At 66.2% G+C, this 19,139-nt stretch carries 15 protein-coding genes; 4 read left to right on the top strand and 11 right to left on the bottom strand.

Annotated features, from left to right (window positions below; all coding sequences use genetic code 11):
- Positions 1-46: 46 nt before the first annotated feature.
- From hpaE to HNO81_RS03975, 3 genes are read right to left on the bottom strand one after another with little or no spacing between them, the layout of a single operon-like run.
- On the bottom strand, positions 47-1,558 hold the full coding sequence (gene hpaE / locus HNO81_RS03985; RefSeq protein ID WP_175316838.1) for a 5-carboxymethyl-2-hydroxymuconate semialdehyde dehydrogenase: 1,512 nt from the start codon (positions 1,556-1,558) through the stop codon (positions 47-49).
- A gap of 23 nt (positions 1,559-1,581) precedes the next feature.
- On the bottom strand, positions 1,582-2,244 hold the full coding sequence (locus HNO81_RS03980; protein ID WP_175316837.1) for a GntR family transcriptional regulator: 663 nt from the start codon (positions 2,242-2,244) through the stop codon (positions 1,582-1,584).
- Positions 2,237-3,718 carry a fumarylacetoacetate hydrolase family protein gene (locus HNO81_RS03975; protein WP_175316950.1) on the bottom strand — a complete coding sequence of 494 codons (1,482 nt, stop codon included), beginning with the start codon at positions 3,716-3,718 and terminating at the stop codon, positions 2,237-2,239. The genes HNO81_RS03980 and HNO81_RS03975 overlap by 8 nt, the downstream gene beginning before the upstream one ends.
- 234 nt (positions 3,719-3,952) lie before the next feature.
- On the opposite strand from HNO81_RS03975, the gene HNO81_RS03970 reads away from it, so the two are divergent.
- On the top strand, positions 3,953-5,875 hold the full coding sequence (locus tag HNO81_RS03970; RefSeq protein WP_175316836.1) for an FAD-binding monooxygenase: 1,923 nt from the start codon (positions 3,953-3,955) through the stop codon (positions 5,873-5,875).
- Here the strand turns inward: HNO81_RS03970 and HNO81_RS03965 are convergent.
- The 7 genes from HNO81_RS03965 to HNO81_RS03935 form a co-directional block, all read right to left on the bottom strand.
- Positions 5,848-6,702, bottom strand: a complete 855-nt coding sequence (locus HNO81_RS03965; protein WP_175316835.1) for a prephenate dehydratase — start codon at positions 6,700-6,702, stop codon at positions 5,848-5,850. The genes HNO81_RS03970 and HNO81_RS03965 overlap by 28 nt on opposite strands.
- Before the next feature lie 51 nt (positions 6,703-6,753).
- Positions 6,754-8,667 (bottom strand): amylosucrase, encoded by a 1,914-nt coding sequence (locus HNO81_RS03960; RefSeq protein WP_175316834.1) that lies wholly within the window; start codon positions 8,665-8,667, stop codon positions 6,754-6,756.
- A gap of 88 nt (positions 8,668-8,755) precedes the next feature.
- Positions 8,756-9,556: a polyphosphate--glucose phosphotransferase gene (gene ppgK / locus HNO81_RS03955; RefSeq protein ID WP_175316833.1), complete on the bottom strand. Its 801-nt coding sequence runs from the start codon at positions 9,554-9,556 to the stop codon at positions 8,756-8,758.
- A complete protein-coding gene (locus HNO81_RS03950) occupies positions 9,544-11,256 on the bottom strand; it encodes a glycoside hydrolase family 13 protein (RefSeq protein WP_175316832.1) in 1,713 nt (570 codons plus the stop codon). The genes ppgK and HNO81_RS03950 overlap by 13 nt, the downstream gene beginning before the upstream one ends.
- Before the next feature lie 51 nt (positions 11,257-11,307).
- Positions 11,308-12,195 (bottom strand): carbohydrate ABC transporter permease, encoded by an 888-nt coding sequence (locus tag HNO81_RS03945; protein WP_175316831.1) that lies wholly within the window; start codon positions 12,193-12,195, stop codon positions 11,308-11,310.
- The gene (locus tag HNO81_RS03940) at positions 12,192-13,130 is read right to left on the bottom strand and encodes a carbohydrate ABC transporter permease (RefSeq protein ID WP_175316830.1); all 939 of its coding nucleotides are present in this window, start codon (positions 13,128-13,130) and stop codon (positions 12,192-12,194) included. Before HNO81_RS03940 ends, HNO81_RS03945 begins: the two co-directional genes overlap by 4 nt.
- Before the next feature lie 38 nt (positions 13,131-13,168).
- Positions 13,169-14,446, bottom strand: a complete 1,278-nt coding sequence (locus HNO81_RS03935) for an ABC transporter substrate-binding protein (protein WP_175316829.1) — start codon at positions 14,444-14,446, stop codon at positions 13,169-13,171.
- A 150-nt stretch (positions 14,447-14,596) separates the two neighbouring features.
- Between HNO81_RS03935 and HNO81_RS03930 the strand changes: the two genes are divergently transcribed.
- Entirely contained in the window at positions 14,597-15,772 is a 1,176-nt protein-coding gene (locus HNO81_RS03930; protein ID WP_217509077.1) for an ROK family protein, read from the top strand.
- A 2-nt stretch (positions 15,773-15,774) separates the two neighbouring features.
- On the opposite strand, the gene HNO81_RS03925 is transcribed toward HNO81_RS03930, so the two are convergent.
- Positions 15,775-16,443, bottom strand: coding sequence for a GntR family transcriptional regulator (locus tag HNO81_RS03925; RefSeq protein ID WP_175316827.1), 669 nt, complete (start codon positions 16,441-16,443; stop codon positions 15,775-15,777).
- 125 nt (positions 16,444-16,568) lie between these two features.
- Here HNO81_RS03925 and glyA point away from each other — a divergent pair, with 125 nt between their 5' ends.
- The gene (gene glyA, locus HNO81_RS03920; protein ID WP_217509076.1) at positions 16,569-17,909 is read left to right on the top strand and encodes a serine hydroxymethyltransferase; all 1,341 of its coding nucleotides are present in this window, start codon (positions 16,569-16,571) and stop codon (positions 17,907-17,909) included.
- Positions 17,906-19,126, top strand: coding sequence for a sarcosine oxidase subunit beta family protein (locus tag HNO81_RS03915; RefSeq protein ID WP_175316826.1), 1,221 nt, complete (start codon positions 17,906-17,908; stop codon positions 19,124-19,126). Before glyA ends, HNO81_RS03915 begins: the two co-directional genes overlap by 4 nt.
- Positions 19,127-19,139 lie beyond the last annotated feature (13 nt).

Raw genomic sequence — 19,139 nt, 5'->3', positions numbered from 1 at the left:
TCTTCTTTGAAAGGGGTCTTGGAAAGGAGGACGGCGGCCGGCTGGCTTAGGCGCCGAATTTGGGGGTGTGGACGGTGCCGAGCGTGATGTGTACGGCCTGCTGGTCGGTGTAGAAGTCGATCGAGCGGTAGCCGCCCTCGTGGCCCAGGCCGGAGGCCTTGACGCCGCCGAACGGGGTGCGCAGGTCGCGGACGTTGTGGCTGTTCAGCCACACCATGCCGGCCTCGACGTTCTGGGAGAAGTTGTGGGCGCGGGTCAGGTTCTGGGTCCAGATGTAGGCGGCCAGGCCGTACTTGGTGTTGTTCGCCAGGGCGAGGGCTTCGTCGTCGGAGTCGAAGGGGGTGATGGCCACGACGGGTCCGAAGATCTCTTCCTGGAAGATCCGGGCGTCGGGGGCGACGTCGGCAAACACCGTGGGTGCAATGTAGTTTCCTTCGGGCAGGTGGTCGGGGCGGCCGCCGCCGGCCAGGAGCCGGCCCTCGGACTTGCCGATCTCCACGTAGGATGCCACCTTCTCGTAGTGCTCCGGGTGGACCAGGGCGCCCACCTGGGTCTTGGGATCGTGCGGATCACCCACCACGATGTTCTTGGCCCGGGCGGCGTACTTTTCGCAGAACTGGTCGTAGATGGCGCGCTCCACCAAGATGCGGGAGCCGGCGGTGCAGCGTTCGCCGTTGAGGGAGAAGACGCCAAACAGGGCGGAATCGATCGCGGCGTCCAGGTCCGCGTCGGCGAAGACGACACAGGGGGACTTGCCGCCGAGCTCCATGGAGAGGCCCTTGAGGTTGGTGGCCGCGTTCCGGAAGATCGTCTGGCCGGTGGTGGTCTCGCCGGTGAAGGAGATCAGCGGCACGTCCGGGTGCTTGACCAGGGCGTCGCCTGCTTCCTCGCCCAGGCCGTTGACCAGGTTGAAGACGCCGTCAGGCAAGCCGGCGTCCTTGAAGATGGTGGCCCACAGGGAGGCGGAGAGTGGGGTGAACTCGGCCGGCTTGAGGACCACGGTGTTGCCGGTGGCCAGCGCAGGGGCCAGCTTCCAGGACTCGAGCATGAACGGGGTGTTCCACGGGGTGATCAGTCCTGCGACGCCGATCGGCTTGCGGTTGACGTAGTTGATCTGCGAGCCGGGGACCTTCATGGCGTCATCAAACTGGGCCACGATCAGGTCGGCGAAGAAGCGGAAGTTCTCGGCGGCGCGGAGGGCCTGGCCCTTGGCCTGGGTGATCGGCAGGCCGGTATCGAACGTTTCGAGTTCGGCGAGGCGTGCTTCCTGGGCTTCGACGGCGTCGGCGATTTTGTTCAGGACACGGGCACGCTCGCGGGGCTTTATCCTGGGCCAGGGGCCATTCACGAACGCGTCGCGGGCTGCGGCGACAGCGAGGTCGATGTCCTCCTTCTGGCCGGCGGCGGCGGTGGCGTAGTTCCGGTTGGAGACGGGGTCCAGGACGTCGAAGGTCTTCCCGGAGACCGAGTCAACGAACTGGCCGTTGATGTAGTGCTGGATGTGGGTGGGCAGGTCCTCGGGGACGTAATGCGTGCTGGTCTCGACTGAGGTCGTCATCGTTGAAGTCCTAACTCGGTGTGTCAGTGGTTGGTCTGGGCCAGGTACGCGTCCAGGGTGGCGGAGCGGTGGAGCCTGGCGGCTTTTTCGATCTGTTCGGCGTCCGCCCCCGTTTCGATGAGCTTCAGCAGGTGTTCGTGTTCATCGACGGAGTCGCGGGCGCGTCCCGGGACGAAGCGGAAGGTTGAGGACCGGATGGCCGCGAGCCGGTTCCAGCCGCGGTGCACCAGGTCCAGGATGTGCGGGTTGGGACAGTGCTCGAACAGGACACTGTGAAAGTCCTGGTTGAGCCGCGTGAACCGGACGGGGTCGAAGTGGTCCAGGCAGGCGCGCATCTCCTCGTTCACGGCGCGGGCCCGTGCAATGGCGGATCCGTCGATCAGCGGTGCGGACAACGCGGTGGCGGCGCCTTCCACGATGCTGAGGGTCTGCATGGTGTAGAGGTACTCGGTGGGGTCGATGCCGGCCACGGTGGCGCCCACGTTGCGCTCGAACGTCACCAGGTCCTCTGCTTCCAGCCGGCGGATGGCTTCGCGGACCGGCACCACGCTGAACCCCAGATCCTTGGCAATGGAGCCCAGCACCAGCCGGTAGCCGGGGGTGTAGGTGCCTTCAACGATCCGGGCCTTGACCGCCTGGTACGCCTGCTCCGACTTGCTGCCGGCAACCATGGTGGCCTCACTCATTGTGGTTTCCTGCTTCCCACTCCTGATACCGGGCCTGCCATTCAGTGTTCATCGGGTACAGGCCGTCCACGCTGTTGCCCTGCCTGACCATCTCGAAGATGAAGGCTTCTTCCTTCTCCTGCTGGATGCAGTCCGCCACCAGTTCTTCGGCGATGGCCGGCGGGATCACCAGGATGCCGTCGGAATCGGCCACGATGATGTCGCCGGGCTGCACGGTGGCACCTCCGCAGGCGATGGTGATGTCCGTGTCCCACGGAATGTGGCGGCGGCCCAGCACCGCCGGATGCGGGTTGGCGAAGTAGGTGGGCATCTCCAGGTCCGCCACGGCGGAGTAGTCGCGGACGCCGCCGTCGGTGATGATGGCCGCGGCACCGCGGACCTGGGCACGGAGGGCCAGGATGTCGCCCACAGTGCCGGTTCCCTTCTCGCCCCGGGCTTCCATGACCAGGATTTCGCCCTCGTTGACCGAGTCGATGGCCTTCTTTTGGGCGTTGAAGCCGCCGCCGTGGGTCTTGAACAGGTCCTCGCGGTTGGGGACGTAGCGGAGGGTCCGGGCCAGGCCCACCACGCGGCGGTCCGGGCGGGTGGCCTGCAGTCCGTCGATGCTGACGTTGTTCAGGCCGCGCTTGCGCAGCTGGGAGGACAGGGTGGCGGTGGCGACGGACTCGAGCTTGGCTTTCAGCTCCGGGGTGAGGACAGTCCCGACGGCGGCACTTGCCTCACGCGGAAGCCCGGCGGCTTCGCGGGATCCGTAGGCTTCCTCCCGCTGCAGGTCATCGACCTTGGGCTGGGCACCAAAGTCCGCGAACGGCGTCGTGCCTTCCTTCACCGTGGTGGCCAGCCGCCCGGTGGTGAGGGCGCCGTCCACCGTCTCCACTTCCACTTCCAGCACGTCGCCCGGCTTCGCGACCGAGGCGCCGGCCGGGGTGCCGGTGAGGATGATGTCGCCCTCCTCGAGGGTGAGCAGCTGGGAGAGGTCCGCGACGAGCCGCGCGAACGGGAAGAGCAGGTCCCCGGTGGTGTCGTCCTGGACCAGATCCCCGTTGTGCCAGGTGCGGATGCGCAGTTTGGCGGGGTCGACGGCGTCTGCCGGGATCAGTGCCGGGCCCACCGGGGTGAACCCGTCGCCGCCTTTGGAGCGGAGGTTGGAGCCTTTGTCGGCGTAGCGCAGGTCGTACACGCCAAGATCGTTGCTGGCGGTGACGGCTGCGACGTGGCTCCAGGCGTCCTCGATCGAAACGCGGCGGGCGGCCTTGCCGATCACCAGGGCGATCTCGCCCTCGTAGCCCAGCAGCTCGCAGCCGGCCGGGCGCTCCACAGGGCTTCCGCTGACGGCCAGGGAGGTGGAAGGCTTGAGGAAGTAGGACGGCTGTGCCGGGGTGCGGCCGCGCTGGGCGGCCCGGCTGGGGTAGTTGATGTGCACTGCGATCACCTTGCGTGCTGCCGCCAGGGTGTCGCCGTTGACCTGCTCCAAAGCCTTCTCCTCATCAGGTACGAAATCGTATACGATCACTATCGCCCACCCGGTCTGGTCCGTCAACCCCTGGTTTTCCGGGCTTTTGACGGGCATGCCGATGGCACTTGTCGCCCGGATCACATCGGGCGTACAGTGGAAGCCAGACTTATAGTTTCGATTATCGAATCATGTGTTCTGATATAGAACACATTAGAAACCCGGTAGTCATCCACGACGAAGTGAGGAAAGCCCGTGCAGTTCCACCATCACGGATACGTATCCGGTGACCCGCGTGTCCAGCCGGCGGCCGGCGTCGGCCTTGACCGCCCCGAGGAGCTTCCCGATGACGTGGACGTCCTGATCGTGGGCACCGGCCCCGCCGGCATGCTCGCCGCGGCCCAGCTGTCCATGTTCCCCAACGTGACCACCCGCATCATTGAACGCCGTCCCGGCAGGCTGGCCATTGGGCAGGCTGACGGGATCCAGGCGCGCAGCGTGGAGACGTTCCAGGCTTTCGGGTTCGCGGAGCGGATCATCGCCGAGGCGTACCGCATCACCGAGATGGCGTTCTGGAAGCCGGATCCGGCCAACCACGCGAACATCATCCGCACGGCCCGGGCGGTGGATGACGAGATGGGCATCAGTGAGTTCCCGCACCTGATCGTTAACCAGGCCCGCGTGCTGGATTACTTCGCGGAGTTCGCCGCGAACTCGCCCACCCGCCTCAGGCCTGATTTCGGCTACGAATTCGAGGGCCTGGAGGTCGCGGACAGCGGCGACTACCCGGTCACCGTGACGCTTCGGCACACGGCCGGGCCCAACGAAGGGCAGGCGCGGGTTGTCCGCGCCAAGTACGTGGTGGGCGCGGATGGTGCGCGCAGCAAGGTGCGCCAGGCCATCGGCTGCACCCTGGCCGGCGACCAGGCCAACCACGCCTGGGGCGTCATGGACACCCTGGCCGTCACCGACTTCCCGGATATCCGCACCAAGTGCGCCATCCAGGGCGCCGAGGGCAGCATCCTGCTGATCCCGCGTGAAGGCGGCCACCTGTTCCGCATGTACGTGGACCTGGGCGAAGTGGACCCGGCCAGCCAGCACTCGGTCCGCACCACCACCATCGAGGAGATCATCGCCAAGGCCAACGCCATCCTCCATCCCTACACGTTGGATGTCCGGAACGTCGCGTGGCACAGCGTGTACGAGGTGGGCCACCGGCTGACTGACAGGTTCGACGACGTCCTGCCGGCCGAGCGCGGCACGCGCACCCCGCGGGTGTTCATCACCGGGGACGCCTGCCATACCCACAGCGCCAAGGCCGGGCAGGGCATGAACGTGTCCATGCAGGACGGCTTCAACATCGCCTGGAAGCTGGGCCACGTGCTGGAAGGCCGCAGCCCGGAAAGTCTGCTGTCCACCTACTCCGAGGAGCGGCAGGTGGTGGCGAAGAACCTCATCGATTTCGACAAGGAATGGTCCACCATGATGGCCAAGAAGCCGGAGGAATTCGAGCACCCCTCCGACCTTGAAGACTTCTACGTGCAGACCGCCGAATTCCCCGCCGGGTTCATGACGCAGTACGACCCGTCCCTGATCGTTGGCAGCAGCGAACACCAGGACCTGGCCACCGGATTTCCTGTGGGCAAGCGCTTCAAGTCCGCGCCCGTGGTGCGGGTGGGGGACACCAACCCCATCCATCTTGGCCACCACGCCACCGCAGATGGCCGCTGGCGGATCTATGTCTTCGCCGACAACGCGCTGCCGGGCACCAACTCCGCCACGGACCGGCTCGCCGGGTGGTTCGCGGACTCCCCGGAGTCCCCGCTGGCCGCCACCCCTGCCGGCGCCGACCCGGACGCGTGGTTCGACCTGAAAGTCATCTACCCGCAGCCGCACACCGCCGTCGACATCAATGCCGTGCCGGCCGTCTTCAAGCCCCAGGTGGGCCCCTTCAAGCTCACGGACTACGAAAAGGTCTACGCCACCGACCCCAAAGCAGACATCTTCAACCTCCGCGGCATCGACCGCAACGGAGTTGTCGTGCTGGTCCGCCCGGACCAGTACGTGGCCAACGTCCTGCCACTGACCGCAACCGCGGACCTGGGAGCATTCTTCGCACCACTGCTCAAGGGTGCTTCCGCGGCGCCGCGTCAGGCCGTTGCGGCGGCTGCCCGGTAGTCGGCCGCGGCGTACACGCCGAGGATCCGCACCTCGGTGGTGAAGAAGTCCAGTTCCTCGAGGGCCAGCTTCAGCGGCAGGTCCTCGGGGTGGCCTTCGACGTCGGCCATGAACATGGTGGCGGCAAACTCGTTGCCCACCATGTAGCTCTCCAGCCGGGTCATGTTAACCCCGTTCGTGGCGAAGCCGCCCAGTGCCTTGTAGAGGGCGGACGGGACGTTGCGCACGCGGAACACAAAGCTGGTGACGGCCGGTCCGGGAAGTTCGTCCCGGGCCGGCAGCGCCTTTTCGCGGGCCAGGACCACGAAGCGGGTGGTGTTGGAGGGGTCGTCCTCAACCCGCGAGGCCAGGACCTCCAGGCCGTAGATCTCCGCCGCCAGCGGGGGAGCGAGGGAAAGCTTGCGGGGATCGTTCCACTCCGCCACCTCCCGGGCCGAACCAGCGGTATCCCCGGCAATGACGGGTTTGAGGCCGTGTTCGCGGATCAGCTTGCGGCACTGGCCCAGCGCGTGGATGTGGCTGTGGACCTCGGTGGCGTCCTCAATGGTGCTGCCCGGGATGCCCAGCAGGTCGAAATGGATGGGCAGGAAGAATTCGCCCACGATCTGCAGGTTGGACTGGGGCAGCAGGATGTGGATGTCCGCCACCCGGCCGGCGATCGAGTTCTCGATGGGAATCATGGCCAGCTCCGCCTCGCCGCTGGTCACCAGCTCAAAGGCATCCTCGAAACTGGCGCACGGCACGCTTTCCATATTCGGGAACATCTGCTGACACGCGATATTGGAGTTGGCGCCGGGCTCACCCTGGTACGCAATCTTGGAGGCCATGATCCGTATGGTTTCACGGGCCGGGGCCAGGTCCCAATTGCCGGCCTCCGGTTACCGTGGCATGACGCGCAGCCAGAGGTATTGCCGGGGAAGGAGGGTGGCGCCGTCGGCCAGCTGCAGGGTTGCCTCGGAGAGAAGGTCGACGGCGGCTGAGGAGAAGCCGCCGAACGTTTCCGCAGGGAGCGTTTGGGCGGAGTCGCTGAAGTTGGCCAGGGCCAGGATGGTGGGATCACCCTCCCGGGCCCCCGGCCGCTGGTAGCCGAGTACTGAGCGGTTGTTGGTGCCGAAGTCGACCAGCGTGGTCCCCGCCAGTTCCGGGGTGCTGGTGCGGACCTCGATCATCCGCTTCAGTCCCGCAAAGACTGCGCCTTCCGGTGTGGCCGGGTCCAGCCGGCGGGCGTACTGCTCGGCCGGGAAATGCGGCCGGTGCACCCACCGGCTGTCCTCCTCATGCCCGGGTTCTGACGCGTAGCCATAGTCGTTGACCTGCCCCACCTCGTCGCCCAAGTACAGCAGCGGGACGCCGCCGGTGCTGAACGGCACCGAGTGGGCCAGGAGAATCCGTTCCACCGCCTCAGCCGGGTCCACCTCCATGCCGCACAGGGACGCCGTCGTGCCTGAAATCCGGCAGTCACCGGTCTTGGGGTTGTCCTGGAACGGGACGCCGCGGGCGAAGCTGCCGGGGAACCGGTTGACGTAGAAGGAGTTCAGGAAGCGGCGGTGGTCGAAGCCGTTGATGCCCAGTTCTGCCGCGTCCTCGTCCGCGAAGGTCCAGCCGATGTCGTCGTGGCTGCGGACGTAGTTCACCCACGCCGTGCCATCCGGGATGTTGTGCCGCCGGTGCACCGCCTGGGCCAACAGCGAGACGTCCCTGGTGGCCAGGGATTCCCAAATGAGCGCCATCTGCAGCGGGTTGTAGGAAAGCTGGCATTCCTTGCGGTCGATGTAGAGCGCCACCTCGTCCGGATGCACGATGGCCTCGGACTTGAACAGCAGGGACGGTGCCGCCAGCCGGCACACGGCGTTGAACGCCCGCAGCAGGGTGTGTGCCTGCGGCAGGTTCTCGCAGGGGGTGCCCAGCTGCTTCCAGATGAAGGCCACGGCGTCCATGCGCAGGATGTCCACGCCCTGGTTGGCCAGGAACAGCATCTCGCCCGCCATGGCCCGGAAAACAGCGGGGTTGGCGTAGTTCAGGTCCCACTGGTAGGTGTGGAACGTGGCCCAGACCCACCGGCCGTCCGCCATCCGGATAAAGGACCCCGGGTGGTTCTCGGGGAAGATTTCCCGCACGTCCGCTTCGTAGGCGTCCGGCAGGGTCCGGTCCGGGAAGATCCAGTAGTAGTCGCTGTATTCCGGGTCGCCGGCGGCTGCCTTCCGGGCCCACTCGTGCTCATCCGAGGTGTGGTTGAAGATGAAGTCCACCACCAGGCTGATGCCGTTGTCCTTCAGCTCGGCGGCCAGGGAACGCAGTTGCTCCATGGTGCCCAGTTTTGGGTTGACCTCGCGGTAGCTGGAGACCGCGTACCCGCCGTCCGAGTGCGGTTCCGGGGCCAGGAACAGCGGCATGAGGTGGAGGTAGGTGAGGCCCAGCTCCTTGAAGTACGGGATGCGCTCCCGAACCCCCGCCAGGCTTTCGGCATAGCGGTCCACGTAGCAGACGCCGCCCAGCATCCGGTTGGACTGGAACCAGTCCGGGTTTTCCTCCCGCTCCGCATCTAGGACCTTCAGCTCCGCCGGCCGTTCCTGCCAGGACCGGGCACTCTGCACCACCAGCGCGGAGAGCTGCTCCAGCCAGTCCGTCCGGTCACCGTACAGGGAATGGAAGAGGCTGCGGAGCGTAGGGAAATGCCTGTCGAGGCGCCGGTCAAAGCCTGGATCCGCTGCGAGGCCGAGCTTCCGTTCCCGCGCCAACGCGGACAGCACAAAGTCGCGGGCTTCCTGGTCCTCGTTAACGGTTCCCTGCATGGCCACAGCCCCTTCCGGCCGCCGCCGGGACGTCCGGCGGCATGTGTACTGAAGTATTCCACGTCACACTGCGGTGACTTTGATTGATTCAGGTGCGGCCGGTGGTTGCCTGCAGGGCAGCGCCCACCACGCCCGCCGAGTTTTCCAGGCCCGCCGCGATGACCGGGCTGCGCAGCGACAGGCGGGGCAGGAATTCGTGGCTGCACGCCGATATTCCCCCGCCGATGATGATGAGGTCCGGCGAGAACAGGAACTCCACATGTGAGAGGTACCGCTGCAGCCGGCTGGCATATTCCACCCAGTCCAGGCCCTCGTTTTCGCGGACGACGGCGGATGCGCGGGATTCCGCCTTGAAGCCGCCGACTTCCAGATGGCCCAGCTCGAAGTTGGGTACCAGCCTGCCGTCCACGATCAGGGCCGAGCCAATGCCGGTGCCCAGGGTCAGGACCAGCACAACGCCCCGGGTGGCTGCCCCGGCGCCGTACTGCGTTTCGGCCAGGCCGGCGGCGTCCGCGTCATTGACGACGCGGACGGGCCGGCCAAGCCTGGATTGCAGGTAGGACTGGACGTCCAGCCCGATCCAGCCGCTGTGCAGGTTTGCCGCAGACCTCGCCACTCCCTGCTTCACGATCGAGGGAATGGCGACGCCCACGGTGTGATCGGTGGCCCCGGGGTTGCCGGCGTCGAGTTCCGTGACGAGCCGGGCCATGGTTCCGGCCACGGCGTCGACGCTGCCGCACGAAGGTGTCTGCAGGCGGCGGACAGCGCCGGCGGGAGTGCCGTTGGCAACATCAATGAGGGCGCCCTTGATCCAGGTGCCGCCAACATCGATGCCGATGTGGAAAGCCCGCCGGGGCAGGGTGCTGACGGCGGCCGTCACCGGAGCCATGCCGTGGCGGAGCCGGGCAGCGTGCCTGCTTCCAGCGGAGAGCTCGAAACCAGCACCTCACCATCGGGCAGCCCGGCGGGCTCCGTGCCGAAGTTCGTGATGCAGGTCCAGCCGTTGGGGCGGCGGAAGGCCAGCACGTCATCCCGGCCGGTGTCCAGCCACTCCAGCGTTTCGGCGGCCTGCAGTTCACCGCGCAGCGCCAGGGCCGTGCGGTAGAGAGCCAGCGTGGAACCCTCCTTCGCTTCCTGGGCTTCCACGGAGCTGCCGGCAAACCATTCCGGCTGTGGCAGGTGGGAGCCGCCGGCTCCGAAGCCGAAGGAGCTTCCCGCAGTTGTCCAGGGCAGCGGGACCCGGCAGCCGTCGCGGCCGATCTCCACGCCCTTGTTGCGGAAGAAGGACGGATCCTGGCGCTCTGAGTCGGCAATTTCGCAGCCGACTTCCTGCAGGCCCAGTTCCTCGCCCTGGTACAGGTACGCGGAGCCGGGCAGGGCGAACATCAGCAGGGATGCCGCGCGGGCCCGGCGAAGGCCAAGTTCCACGTCCACGTCCTGCTGCCTGCCGCCGGTAAGCAGCCACTGCTTTCCCGCCTGCCCGGCCATGATGCCCCCGGCGGAGTCCGCGGCCGCGGGCAGCCCGTACCGGGTGGCGTGACGGACCACGTCGTGGTTGGAGAACACCCAGGTGGAGGATGCGCCGGATGCGTCCGCCTCGGCCAGGTTCTTCGTGATGGTCCCCCGGAACTGGGCGGCGTCGAAGTCGGCCTGCAGCAGGTCGAAGTTGAAGGCCTGGCCCAGGCCCTCCGGGCTGGCGTAGCGGGCCCGGCGGTCCGCGTGCACCCATGCCTCGGCCACTGCGGTCCGCGGCGGGTTGTACTCGTTGAACACCTTGCGCCATTGCGCATAGATGTCGTGGACGTCGTCCCGGTCCCAGTACGGGTGCCGGCCCTCGAGGTACAGTGCTTCGCCCTGGGCCTCGAGGTCTGCCGTGCTGGGCAGCGTGTCCTCGAGGTTCTTGGTCAAGGCATGGGCCACGTCAATGCGGAAGCCGTCCACGCCCCGGTCGGACCAGAAGCGCAGGGTTTTGAGGAAGTCGTCCCGGACTTCGGGGTTGTCCCAATTGAAGTCGGGCTGTTCCCTGGCGAAGATGTGCATGTACCACTGGCCGGGGGTGCCGTCGGGTTCGGTGATGCGCTCCCACGCCGGGCCGCCGAAAACGGATTCCCAGTCCGACGGCGGCAGGTCACCGTTTTCGCCGAGCCCGTCGCGGAAGATGTAGCGGTCGCGGGCGGCGGACCCCTTGGGTGCGGCCAGTGCTTCACGGAACCACTCATGCCGGTCCGAAGAGTGGTTGGGCACGATGTCCACGATCAGTTTGATGCCGGCCGCATGCAGGGCGTGGGCCATCCGGTCAAAGTCCTCCAGCGAACCCAACCGCGGGTCCACGTTGCGGTAATCGTCCACGTCATAGCCGCCGTCGGCCAGGGCTGAGGGGTAGAAGGGGCTCAGCCAGACGGCGTCGATGCCCAGGGTTTCCAGGTACGGGACCTTGGCGGTGATGCCGTTCAGGTCGCCGATGCCGTCGCCGTTGGAGTCGGCGAAGCTGCGGGGGTAGATCTGGTACACGGACGCTTGGCGCCACCAGTTGGGATCGTCCATCCTGGATGCGTCGGTGCGGGTGGCCACGGTGGCAGTGGTGGGCAAGATTGTTCCTTCAGTGGTGGTGGGTGGGGGTTGTCCCGGCGGGCGCGGAGGTTACTTGACGGCGCCCTGGGTGAGGCCGGACATGACCCAGCGCTGGGTAAAGAGGTACACGACGATGGCCGGTGCCATCGCCATCAGGTAGGAGGCGAAGGCAACGTTGTAGCTGTTGCTGAACTGCGTCTGGAACATCTTCTGGAGCACCGGGATGGTCTGCAGTTCCGGATCGGAGATGATGAGGGAGGGCATCATGAAGTCGTTCCACGAAGCGATGAAGGCGAAGATGCCGACGGTGGCGCTCATGGGGCCGAGCAGCGGAAAGATGAGCCTCCAGAAGACCTGCCACGTTCCGGCGCCGTCCATGCGCATGCTCTCCTCCAGTTCCAGGGGGATGGAGCGCAGGAATGCCGTGAACAGCATCGTGTTGAACGCCAGGGCAAAAACGATGTGCAGGATTGCGACGCCCAGCGGGTTGTCCAGTCCTACCAACCCCGTGAGCTGGATCTGCGGCAGCGCCACCACGGGGAAGGGGATGAACATTGCCGCAAGCAGGTAGAAGAACGACCAGCGGAACACCCTGCGGTCCCAGTTGCGGACGATTGCGTAGGCTGCCAGCGCCGATACAACAATCTCGCCGGCGACGGCGGTGACGGACACGAACACGGAGATCATGAAGCCGCGGGGGAAGTTGGTGAGTGTCCAGGCCTGGACAAAGCTGTCGAGGGTCAACGGGCTGGGCAGGGAGAACGCGTTGCCGTCCACTGCCTGTCCCGTGGTCTTGAACGCCATGCTGATGGTGACATACAGCGGGACGAGCACACCGAGGGTGCAGAGGATCAGGATGGCAGTGGCCGGCCAGTTGGTGCGTTCCGGGCCGCCGCCAAACCGGCGCTTCCCGGTGGCCAGTGGTTGTGCTGGGATGGTCTGGGTCGCGTTGCTCATGCTGCGATCCCTCCTTTGCTGCGGGTGAAACGAAGCTGGATAAGTGCAATGGCGACGCTGATGAGGAAGAAGATTACGGCGTTGGCCATCTGGTAGGCGTAGTCGCCGCCTTCGAAACCGCGGAAGATCGCCATGGCTACGCTGCGGGTGGAGACGCCGGGGCCGCCGTCGGTGAGGCCGACGATGATGTCGTAGGCATTGAGGTAGTTCTTGAAGCCCAGCACCGTGTTGATGACCGCGTACCCGGCGACCAGGGGAAGGGTGATGTGCCGCAGGTTGTGCCAGGGCGAAGCGCCGTCAATGGAGCTGGCCTCGTACACCTCCGGCGGAACGGTCAGGAGGCCGGCGATGTAGATCAGCATGGCACTGGGAACCGACTGCCACGCGGTGACGAAAACGATCCCCACCCAGGCAAGATCCGGGTTCGCCAGGATGCTTGAGGAGAGCACCTCAATTCCCAGCCCCTGGCCCAGCAACGGCAGCGAATTGGAGAAGAGGTACTGGAACACGAAAGCGATGACGATGCCGGAGATCACCATCGGGATCACGAACACCGTGCGCAGGGCGGCCCGGAAGCGGACCCGGGAGGTGAGTCCCAGCGCCAGGAGGAAGGCCACGATGTTCACCAGGATGACCGTCACCAGCGAGAACGCCAGCGTAAAGCCGTAGGACCCAAGGATGCCGTCGTCCTGGAAGACGGCGATGAAATTCCGGAAGCCGATGAACTGGAAGTCGCCGAACCCCACGGAGTTGGTGAAGCTGTACACGAAGCCCAGCACGGCAGGCAGCGTGACGGCGAGCGTGAAGATCGCCAGGGAAGGGAAGAGGAAGAAGTAGTAGAGCGGATCAACACGGCTTTTGCGCGCCCGTGGTGCCTTGGCCGCTGGGGGCGCCGTCACCACCGCCCTGGTCGAAGGTCTCGTCATTGATGACATGGATGGTCCTCGTTTCGTGCCTTGGATCGGAAGTGTGGTTACGCGCGGAAAGCCAGGCGGGCCCAGTCGGCGTCCATCCGGCGCAGCGTGGCCTCGGGATCAGCGCCGCCCATGATCGACTGGATGTAGTTGGCGGCCGGAATCGTGTTGGGGATGAACTGGGAGGCGCCCATGTAGAAGCGGCCCTCGTCGTAGTACTTCTGCATCTCGGTGATCCGCGGGTCCGTGACCGGCGGGGCATCCTTGACGGTGCCAAAGCCCAGGAACTTGGCGTTGTACGGGTTCTGGATCTCCGGCTGCATCAGGTACTGGAGGAAGGCCCGTGCGCCCTGCTGGCCATTCGAAACCTGGGGGACCCAGAGCGAGAGGTCGATGTTGACGCGGACCTTGAGGTCGGCAGGGTTGTCGGTCATGGGCAGCGGAAAGGTGCCGAGGTCAAGGTCGGTTGCGGCCTTTTCGATTTCCCCGAAGGCCCACGGACCCTGGAAATACATCGCTGCCTGCCCCTGGGCCATGGCGGTGTTGCCGTCCCCGTAGCCCCGGCTGGCGGCGTCGGGATTGACGTACTTCTTCAGCTGGACCATGCGCCGGACGGGCTCCAGCAGGGTTTTCTGGAACGAGACCTCGGAATCGGGCCCAACTTTTTCGCCCACCTGGTGCATGGACTGGTAGAAGCCCCGCACGTCCACCATGCCGCCCACCGTGTAGTCGAAGAGGCCCTGCGCAATGGTCCAGGGGTCCCGGAACGTTCCGTAGATGGGCGTGATTCCAGCTGCCTTGAGCCGCTCGCACACCTCGATGAGTTCATCCCAGGTGGTGGGGACTGAGAGGCCGTTTGCTTCGAAGATACGGCGGTTATAGATCACGGAGGCGGCCATGACCGAGTAGGGGATAACACTGGTGCGGCCAGGGTAGGTGGGATACCAGTTGGTGAGGTCCAGGACGTCGTCCCGAATGGAGCCCGCTTCCGGCAGGTCGGAGAGGTCAGCGAGGGCCCCGCGTTCCATGAACCGTGCCATCTCGAGGTTGTAGTTGAGGCAGCCGAGGTCCGGGGGACTGCTGCGGACAAAGCTGGCGGAAAGATTTGTGGCCATGTCATGCAGGACGCGATACCGGTCCTGCGACGCGGTGAACTTTGCCGCGAGGTCGCGGAAGTACGGGACCGCCTCCGGCTTCGACTGGTGGAACGTGATGGTCGGGGCGGCAGCTGCCGGCGCGCACCCGGCCAGGCCGATGGCGGCCAGCGAACCTCCGGCAGCGGCGAGGAAAGTGCGTCGGGAGACTCGCGTCCCTGCAGGCGTCAAAGGTGGCAACATCGGCTCCTATGGGCTTTCGAAGAGAATTTATTTGGATCTTATATTTAGGTCCTATATGAGGATGGGGGATGGGGGGGCTATCGTCAAGGGGTGGACGGAACAACGGCGAGCTCGACCCAGCTGTTACGGCAAATCAATTCGGAAGCACTGTTGCGGTTTGCCCTTCAGGAGCAGGTGTTTACCGCGGGCGAGGCCATGGCCGCGACCGGGCTCACGCGCGCCACCGTGCTGGGCGTCTGTGACGGGCTGGTGGACGCCGGGTGGCTCGAGGAAGTGGTGGACGGCGCCGGGGTGCCCGCCTCCAAGGGGCGGCCGGCCCGCCGCTACCAGCTTCGCGAGGCTGCGGGCGTCGTGGTGGGACTGGACGCCGGCGAAAGCTGCCTCACCGCCCTCGTGGCAGACCTGCGCGGCCGTCAGCTTGGCAAGCGCCGCCGGAACATCGACTCGCATGCGCTGGGGCGGGCCGGACGCGTTGCGGCTGCGCAGGAACTGATAAGCCGCACACTCAGTGATGCGGGATGCGGCGCCAGTGACGTCCTGCTGACGGTGGTGGGCGTTCCGGCGCCCGTGGACTCCGCCGGCTTGTCTCCGGCCGGAGGGGAGTTCTGGCAGCTCATGAATGCCGGCTTCGCCAAGGCGCTCCCGGGCGCGGTCAGTATCGAGAATGACGCCAACCTCGCCGCCGTGGCAGAGCAGGCCCAGGAGCCGTCGGCCAACGTGGCAACCCTGCTGTCCGGGGAACGCTTTGGTGCTGGATTGATCGTGGACGGGCGCCTGCTGCGCGGGCGCCAGGGCGGCGCCGGCGAAATGCGCTTCCTGGACGTGTTCGAGAGCAGCCCGGGCCTCGGGGACGGGGGCTCGGACGGGTTGGGGGCGCTGGCGCGGAAGTGGGCCCGGGCGGAAATCCAGTCCTACGCGGGAACCACCTCCCTGCGGGAGCTGTCCGGGGATGCCATCCAGGCCGAGGACGTGTTCCAGGCCGCCCGCGGGGGCGATCCCTTGGCGGCGGACATCATCGGCCGGCTTGGTGCCCGGCTGGCCCGGATTGCCGTAGTCCTCTCCAGCCTGCTCGACATTGAGCGGGTGGTCATTGCCGGCGGAATCTCAAGCGCGATCGGACCGGTCCTGGAGCATGCGCGCAGGCTGCTGCCCGCCGATACCGGCCTGCCGCTCCCGGCCCTGGTGGCGAGCACCCTCGGCGCGGACGCGGTGGTCCAGGGGGCCGTCGAATCCGCATTGATACAAATCAGGCGGGAGCCTTTAGCGATTTTCCCCAAGGCTGCCCGCTCCGGACCCCGGACCGTGCAGGAAGGGCCGGCCGCATAAAGCTACAGGACGTTGCGGATGGCCTGTTCGAAACTGGTGACGTGATCCAGGGCGAGCTTGCCCGCCCTGTCCGCGTCGCCGTCGGCCACTGCCTCCAGCAACTCCACATGCTCGGCGATGTGGGACGCAACTGACGGTACCTTTTCCAGCACCATGCACCAGATGCGCGTGGCCAGGTTGTCGTACCTGATCAGGACATCTTCAAGGTGCGGATTGGCCGCGGCCCGGTAGATGAGCCGGTGGACCTTGATGTCGTAGCGCATGAGGTCGTAGGGGTCGTCGTCATCGCCCATGGTGGCGATCGCTGCCGCCGTCTCCCGGATCTCCGCCCGCAGCGCCGGCGTCGCCAGCTTGGCGGCGCGCCGTGCGGCCAGCGGCTCCAGGGACTCGCGCAGCTCCGAGACGTCGGCGAGTTCGGTGATGTCCACGATCGTGGCAAATGTTCCGCGGCGGGGGTAGGAAACGACGAGGTGGTCGCTTTCCAGGCGCTTGAGCGCTTCCCGGACCGGCGTGCGGCCGATGCCGAGTTCGGCGGCCAGCTTGCCGTCGTTGATTGCCTCGCCCGGACGGATGTTCAGCATGATGAGGCGGTCGCGGAGGTGGCGGTAGGCCTGCTCGGAGAGCGAGAGGTCACCCTCGCCCACAAGGTTGTTTTCCAATGTGACGCTCATAATCGAGCTCTCCCAGGGTTGCTATTGACGGAACTGTGATTTCAAACATACTATTACGACAGTTCTAATATATCAGTTACGGATCAGTTATGGATCAGTAACTCCGAAGGGCTTGAAGGAGAACAATGCAGGACGTACTGAACGCCTCGCTTGCCACGGTCGACGCCGACGTCGCCGCCGCTGTGGCACAGGAACTGCACCGCCAGCAGTCCACCCTGGAAATGATTGCATCGGAGAATTTCGCTCCCTCCGCCGTGATGGAGGCCCAGGGTTCGGTGCTCACCAATAAGTACGCCGAGGGATACCCGGGCAAGCGCTACTACGGTGGCTGCGAGCACGTGGACGTTATTGAGCAGCTGGCCATTGACCGCGTGAAGGCCCTCTTCGGCGCCGAGTTTGCCAACGTGCAGCCACACTCCGGCGCGCAGGCCAACGCCGCCGCCATGTTTGCCCTGCTGAACCCCGGCGACACCATCCTGGGTCTCTCCCTGGCCCACGGCGGACACCTGACGCACGGCATGAAGATCAACTTCTCCGGCAAGCTGTACAACGTCGTTCCGTACCACGTCCGCCAGGAGGACCTGCGGATCGATATGGCCGAGGTGGAAGCCCTGGCCCTGGAGCACAAGCCCAAGCTGATCGTGGCCGGCTGGTCCGCCTACTCCCGCCAGCTGGACTTCGCCGAGTTCCGCCGGATCGCCGACCTCGTGGGTGCCTACCTTATGGTGGACATGGCGCACTTCGCCGGGCTCGTGGCCGCCGGCCTGCACCCCAACCCCGTTCCGTACGCGGACGTGGTCACCACTACCACCCACAAGACCCTGGGCGGTCCCCGCGGCGGCGTCATCCTGGCCAAGGAGGAGTACGCCAAGAAGATCAACTCCGCCGTCTTCCCGGGCCAGCAGGGTGGTCCGCTGGAGCACGTCGTCGCCGCCAAGGCCGTGGCCTTCAAGCTCGCCGCAGCCCCCGAATTCAAGGAACGCCAGGAGCGGGTCCTGCAGGGTGCCAAGCTGCTGGCCGAACGCCTCCTCCAGGAAGACGTCGCAGCCGCAGGCATTTCCGTGGTCAACGGCGGCACCGACGTCCACCTGGTCCTGGTGGACCTCCGCAACTCCGAACTGGACGGCCAGCAGGGCGAAGACGCACTCCACCGGATCGGCATCACGGTCAACCGCAACGCCGTCCCCTTCGACCCCCGCCCGCCGATGGTCTCCTCCGGCCTCCGGATCGGCACCCCCGCCCTGGCCGCCCGCGGCTTTGGCGCCGCCGAGTTCACCGAGGTAGCAGACATCATCGCCGCGGCCCTGATTGCCTCCGCCGGCACGGGCACCCTCCCCGGGGACACCGCCGTCGAACTCCGGGAACGCGTGACCGCCCTGGCCGAAAAGTTCCCCCTCTACCCGCATCTCTCCGCCGACGCCAACCTGGCCGGCATCGAGGCAGACCTGATTGGAGCCGCCCAGTGAGCACCCAGCACCTTCCGGAGCACCCGGACTTCCTCTGGCGGAACCCGGAACCCAAGTCCTCCTACGACGCCGTGATCGTCGGCGGCGGCGGCCACGGCCTGGCCACCGCCTACTTCCTGGCCAAGAACTTTGGCATGACCAACATCGCCGTCCTGGAAAAGGGCTGGCTGGCCGGCGGCAACATGGCCCGCAACACCACCATCATCCGCTCCAACTACCTCTGGGACGAGAGCGCGGCCATCTACGAGCAGGCCCTCAAGCTCTGGGAAATCCTGCCCGAAGAACTTGAGTACGACTTCCTCTTCAGCCAGCGCGGCGTCATGAACCTCGCCCACACCCTGGGCGACGTGCGTGAAAGCATGCGCCGCGTGGGTGCCAACAAGCTCAACGGCGTGGACGCCGAATGGCTGGACCCGCAGCAGGTCAAGGAACTCTGCCCCATCCTGAACATCCGCGACAACATCCGCTACCCCGTCATGGGCGCCACCTACCAGCCCCGCGCCGGCATCGCCAAGCACGACCACGTGGCCTGGGCCTTCGCCCGCAAGTGCGACGAGATGGGCGTGGACATCATCCAGAACTGCGAAGTGACCGGATTCGTCAAGGACGGCAACCGCGTGGTGGGCGTCAAGACCAACCGCGGCACCATCAACACCGAAAAGGTGGGCCTCTGCGCCGCAGGCCACAGCTCGGTCCTGGCTGAGATGGCGGGCTTCCAGCTCCCCATCCAGTCCCACCCGCTCCAGGCCCTGGTCTCCGAACTGCACGAGCCCGTCCACCCCACGGTGGTCATGTCCAACCACGTGCACGTCTACGTCTCGCAGGCGCACAAGGGTGAACTGGTCATGGGCGCCGGCGTGGACTCCTACAACGGTTACGGACAGCGCGGCTCCTTCCATGTGATCGAGCAGCAGATGGCGGCCGCCGTCGAACTCTTCCCCATCTTCGCCCGGGCCCACGTGCTCCGGACCTGGGGCGGCATTGTGGACACCACCCTGGACGCCTCGCCGATCGTCGGCCTGACCCCCGTGGACAACATGTTCGTGAACTGCGGCTGGGGAACCGGTGGATTCAAGGGAACCCCCGCTGCCGGCCTGACCTTCGCGCACACCATCGCCACCGGCGCCCCGCACAAGCTGAATGCGCCGTTCTCGCTGGACCGCTTCGAAACCGGCGCCCTCATCGACGAACACGGCGCCGCCGCCGTGGCCCACTAGCCGCCGCCACCAG

The organism is Pseudarthrobacter sp. C4D7 (assembly GCF_013359725.1).
Lineage (GTDB): Bacteria > Actinomycetota > Actinomycetes > Actinomycetales > Micrococcaceae > Arthrobacter.
The sequence above is the reverse complement of the archived record's forward strand: the minus strand, read 5'-3'. Positions and strand labels throughout refer to the sequence as shown.

Bases quoted from the DNA above. Each gene is read 5' to 3' on its own strand.
- ppgK (WP_175316833.1), bottom strand. From the start codon at position 9,556: ATGGCTCCGGTGACGGCCGCCGTCAGCACCCTGCCCCGGCGGGCTTTC.
- HNO81_RS03935 (WP_175316829.1), bottom strand. From the start codon at position 14,446: ATGTTGCCACCTTTGACGCCTGCAGGGACGCGAGTCTCCCGACGCACT.
- glyA (WP_217509076.1), top strand. From the start codon at position 16,569: ATGCAGGACGTACTGAACGCCTCGCTTGCCACGGTCGACGCCGACGTC.
- hpaE (WP_175316838.1), bottom strand. From the start codon at position 1,558: ATGACGACCTCAGTCGAGACCAGCACGCATTACGTCCCCGAGGACCTG.
- HNO81_RS03940 (WP_175316830.1), bottom strand. From the start codon at position 13,130: ATGTCATCAATGACGAGACCTTCGACCAGGGCGGTGGTGACGGCGCCC.
- HNO81_RS03945 (WP_175316831.1), bottom strand. From the start codon at position 12,195: ATGAGCAACGCGACCCAGACCATCCCAGCACAACCACTGGCCACCGGG.
- HNO81_RS03980 (WP_175316837.1), bottom strand. From the start codon at position 2,244: ATGAGTGAGGCCACCATGGTTGCCGGCAGCAAGTCGGAGCAGGCGTAC.
- HNO81_RS03965 (WP_175316835.1), bottom strand. From the start codon at position 6,702: ATGGCCTCCAAGATTGCGTACCAGGGTGAGCCCGGCGCCAACTCCAAT.
- HNO81_RS03960 (WP_175316834.1), bottom strand. From the start codon at position 8,667: ATGCAGGGAACCGTTAACGAGGACCAGGAAGCCCGCGACTTTGTGCTG.
- HNO81_RS03925 (WP_175316827.1), bottom strand. From the start codon at position 16,443: ATGAGCGTCACATTGGAAAACAACCTTGTGGGCGAGGGTGACCTCTCG.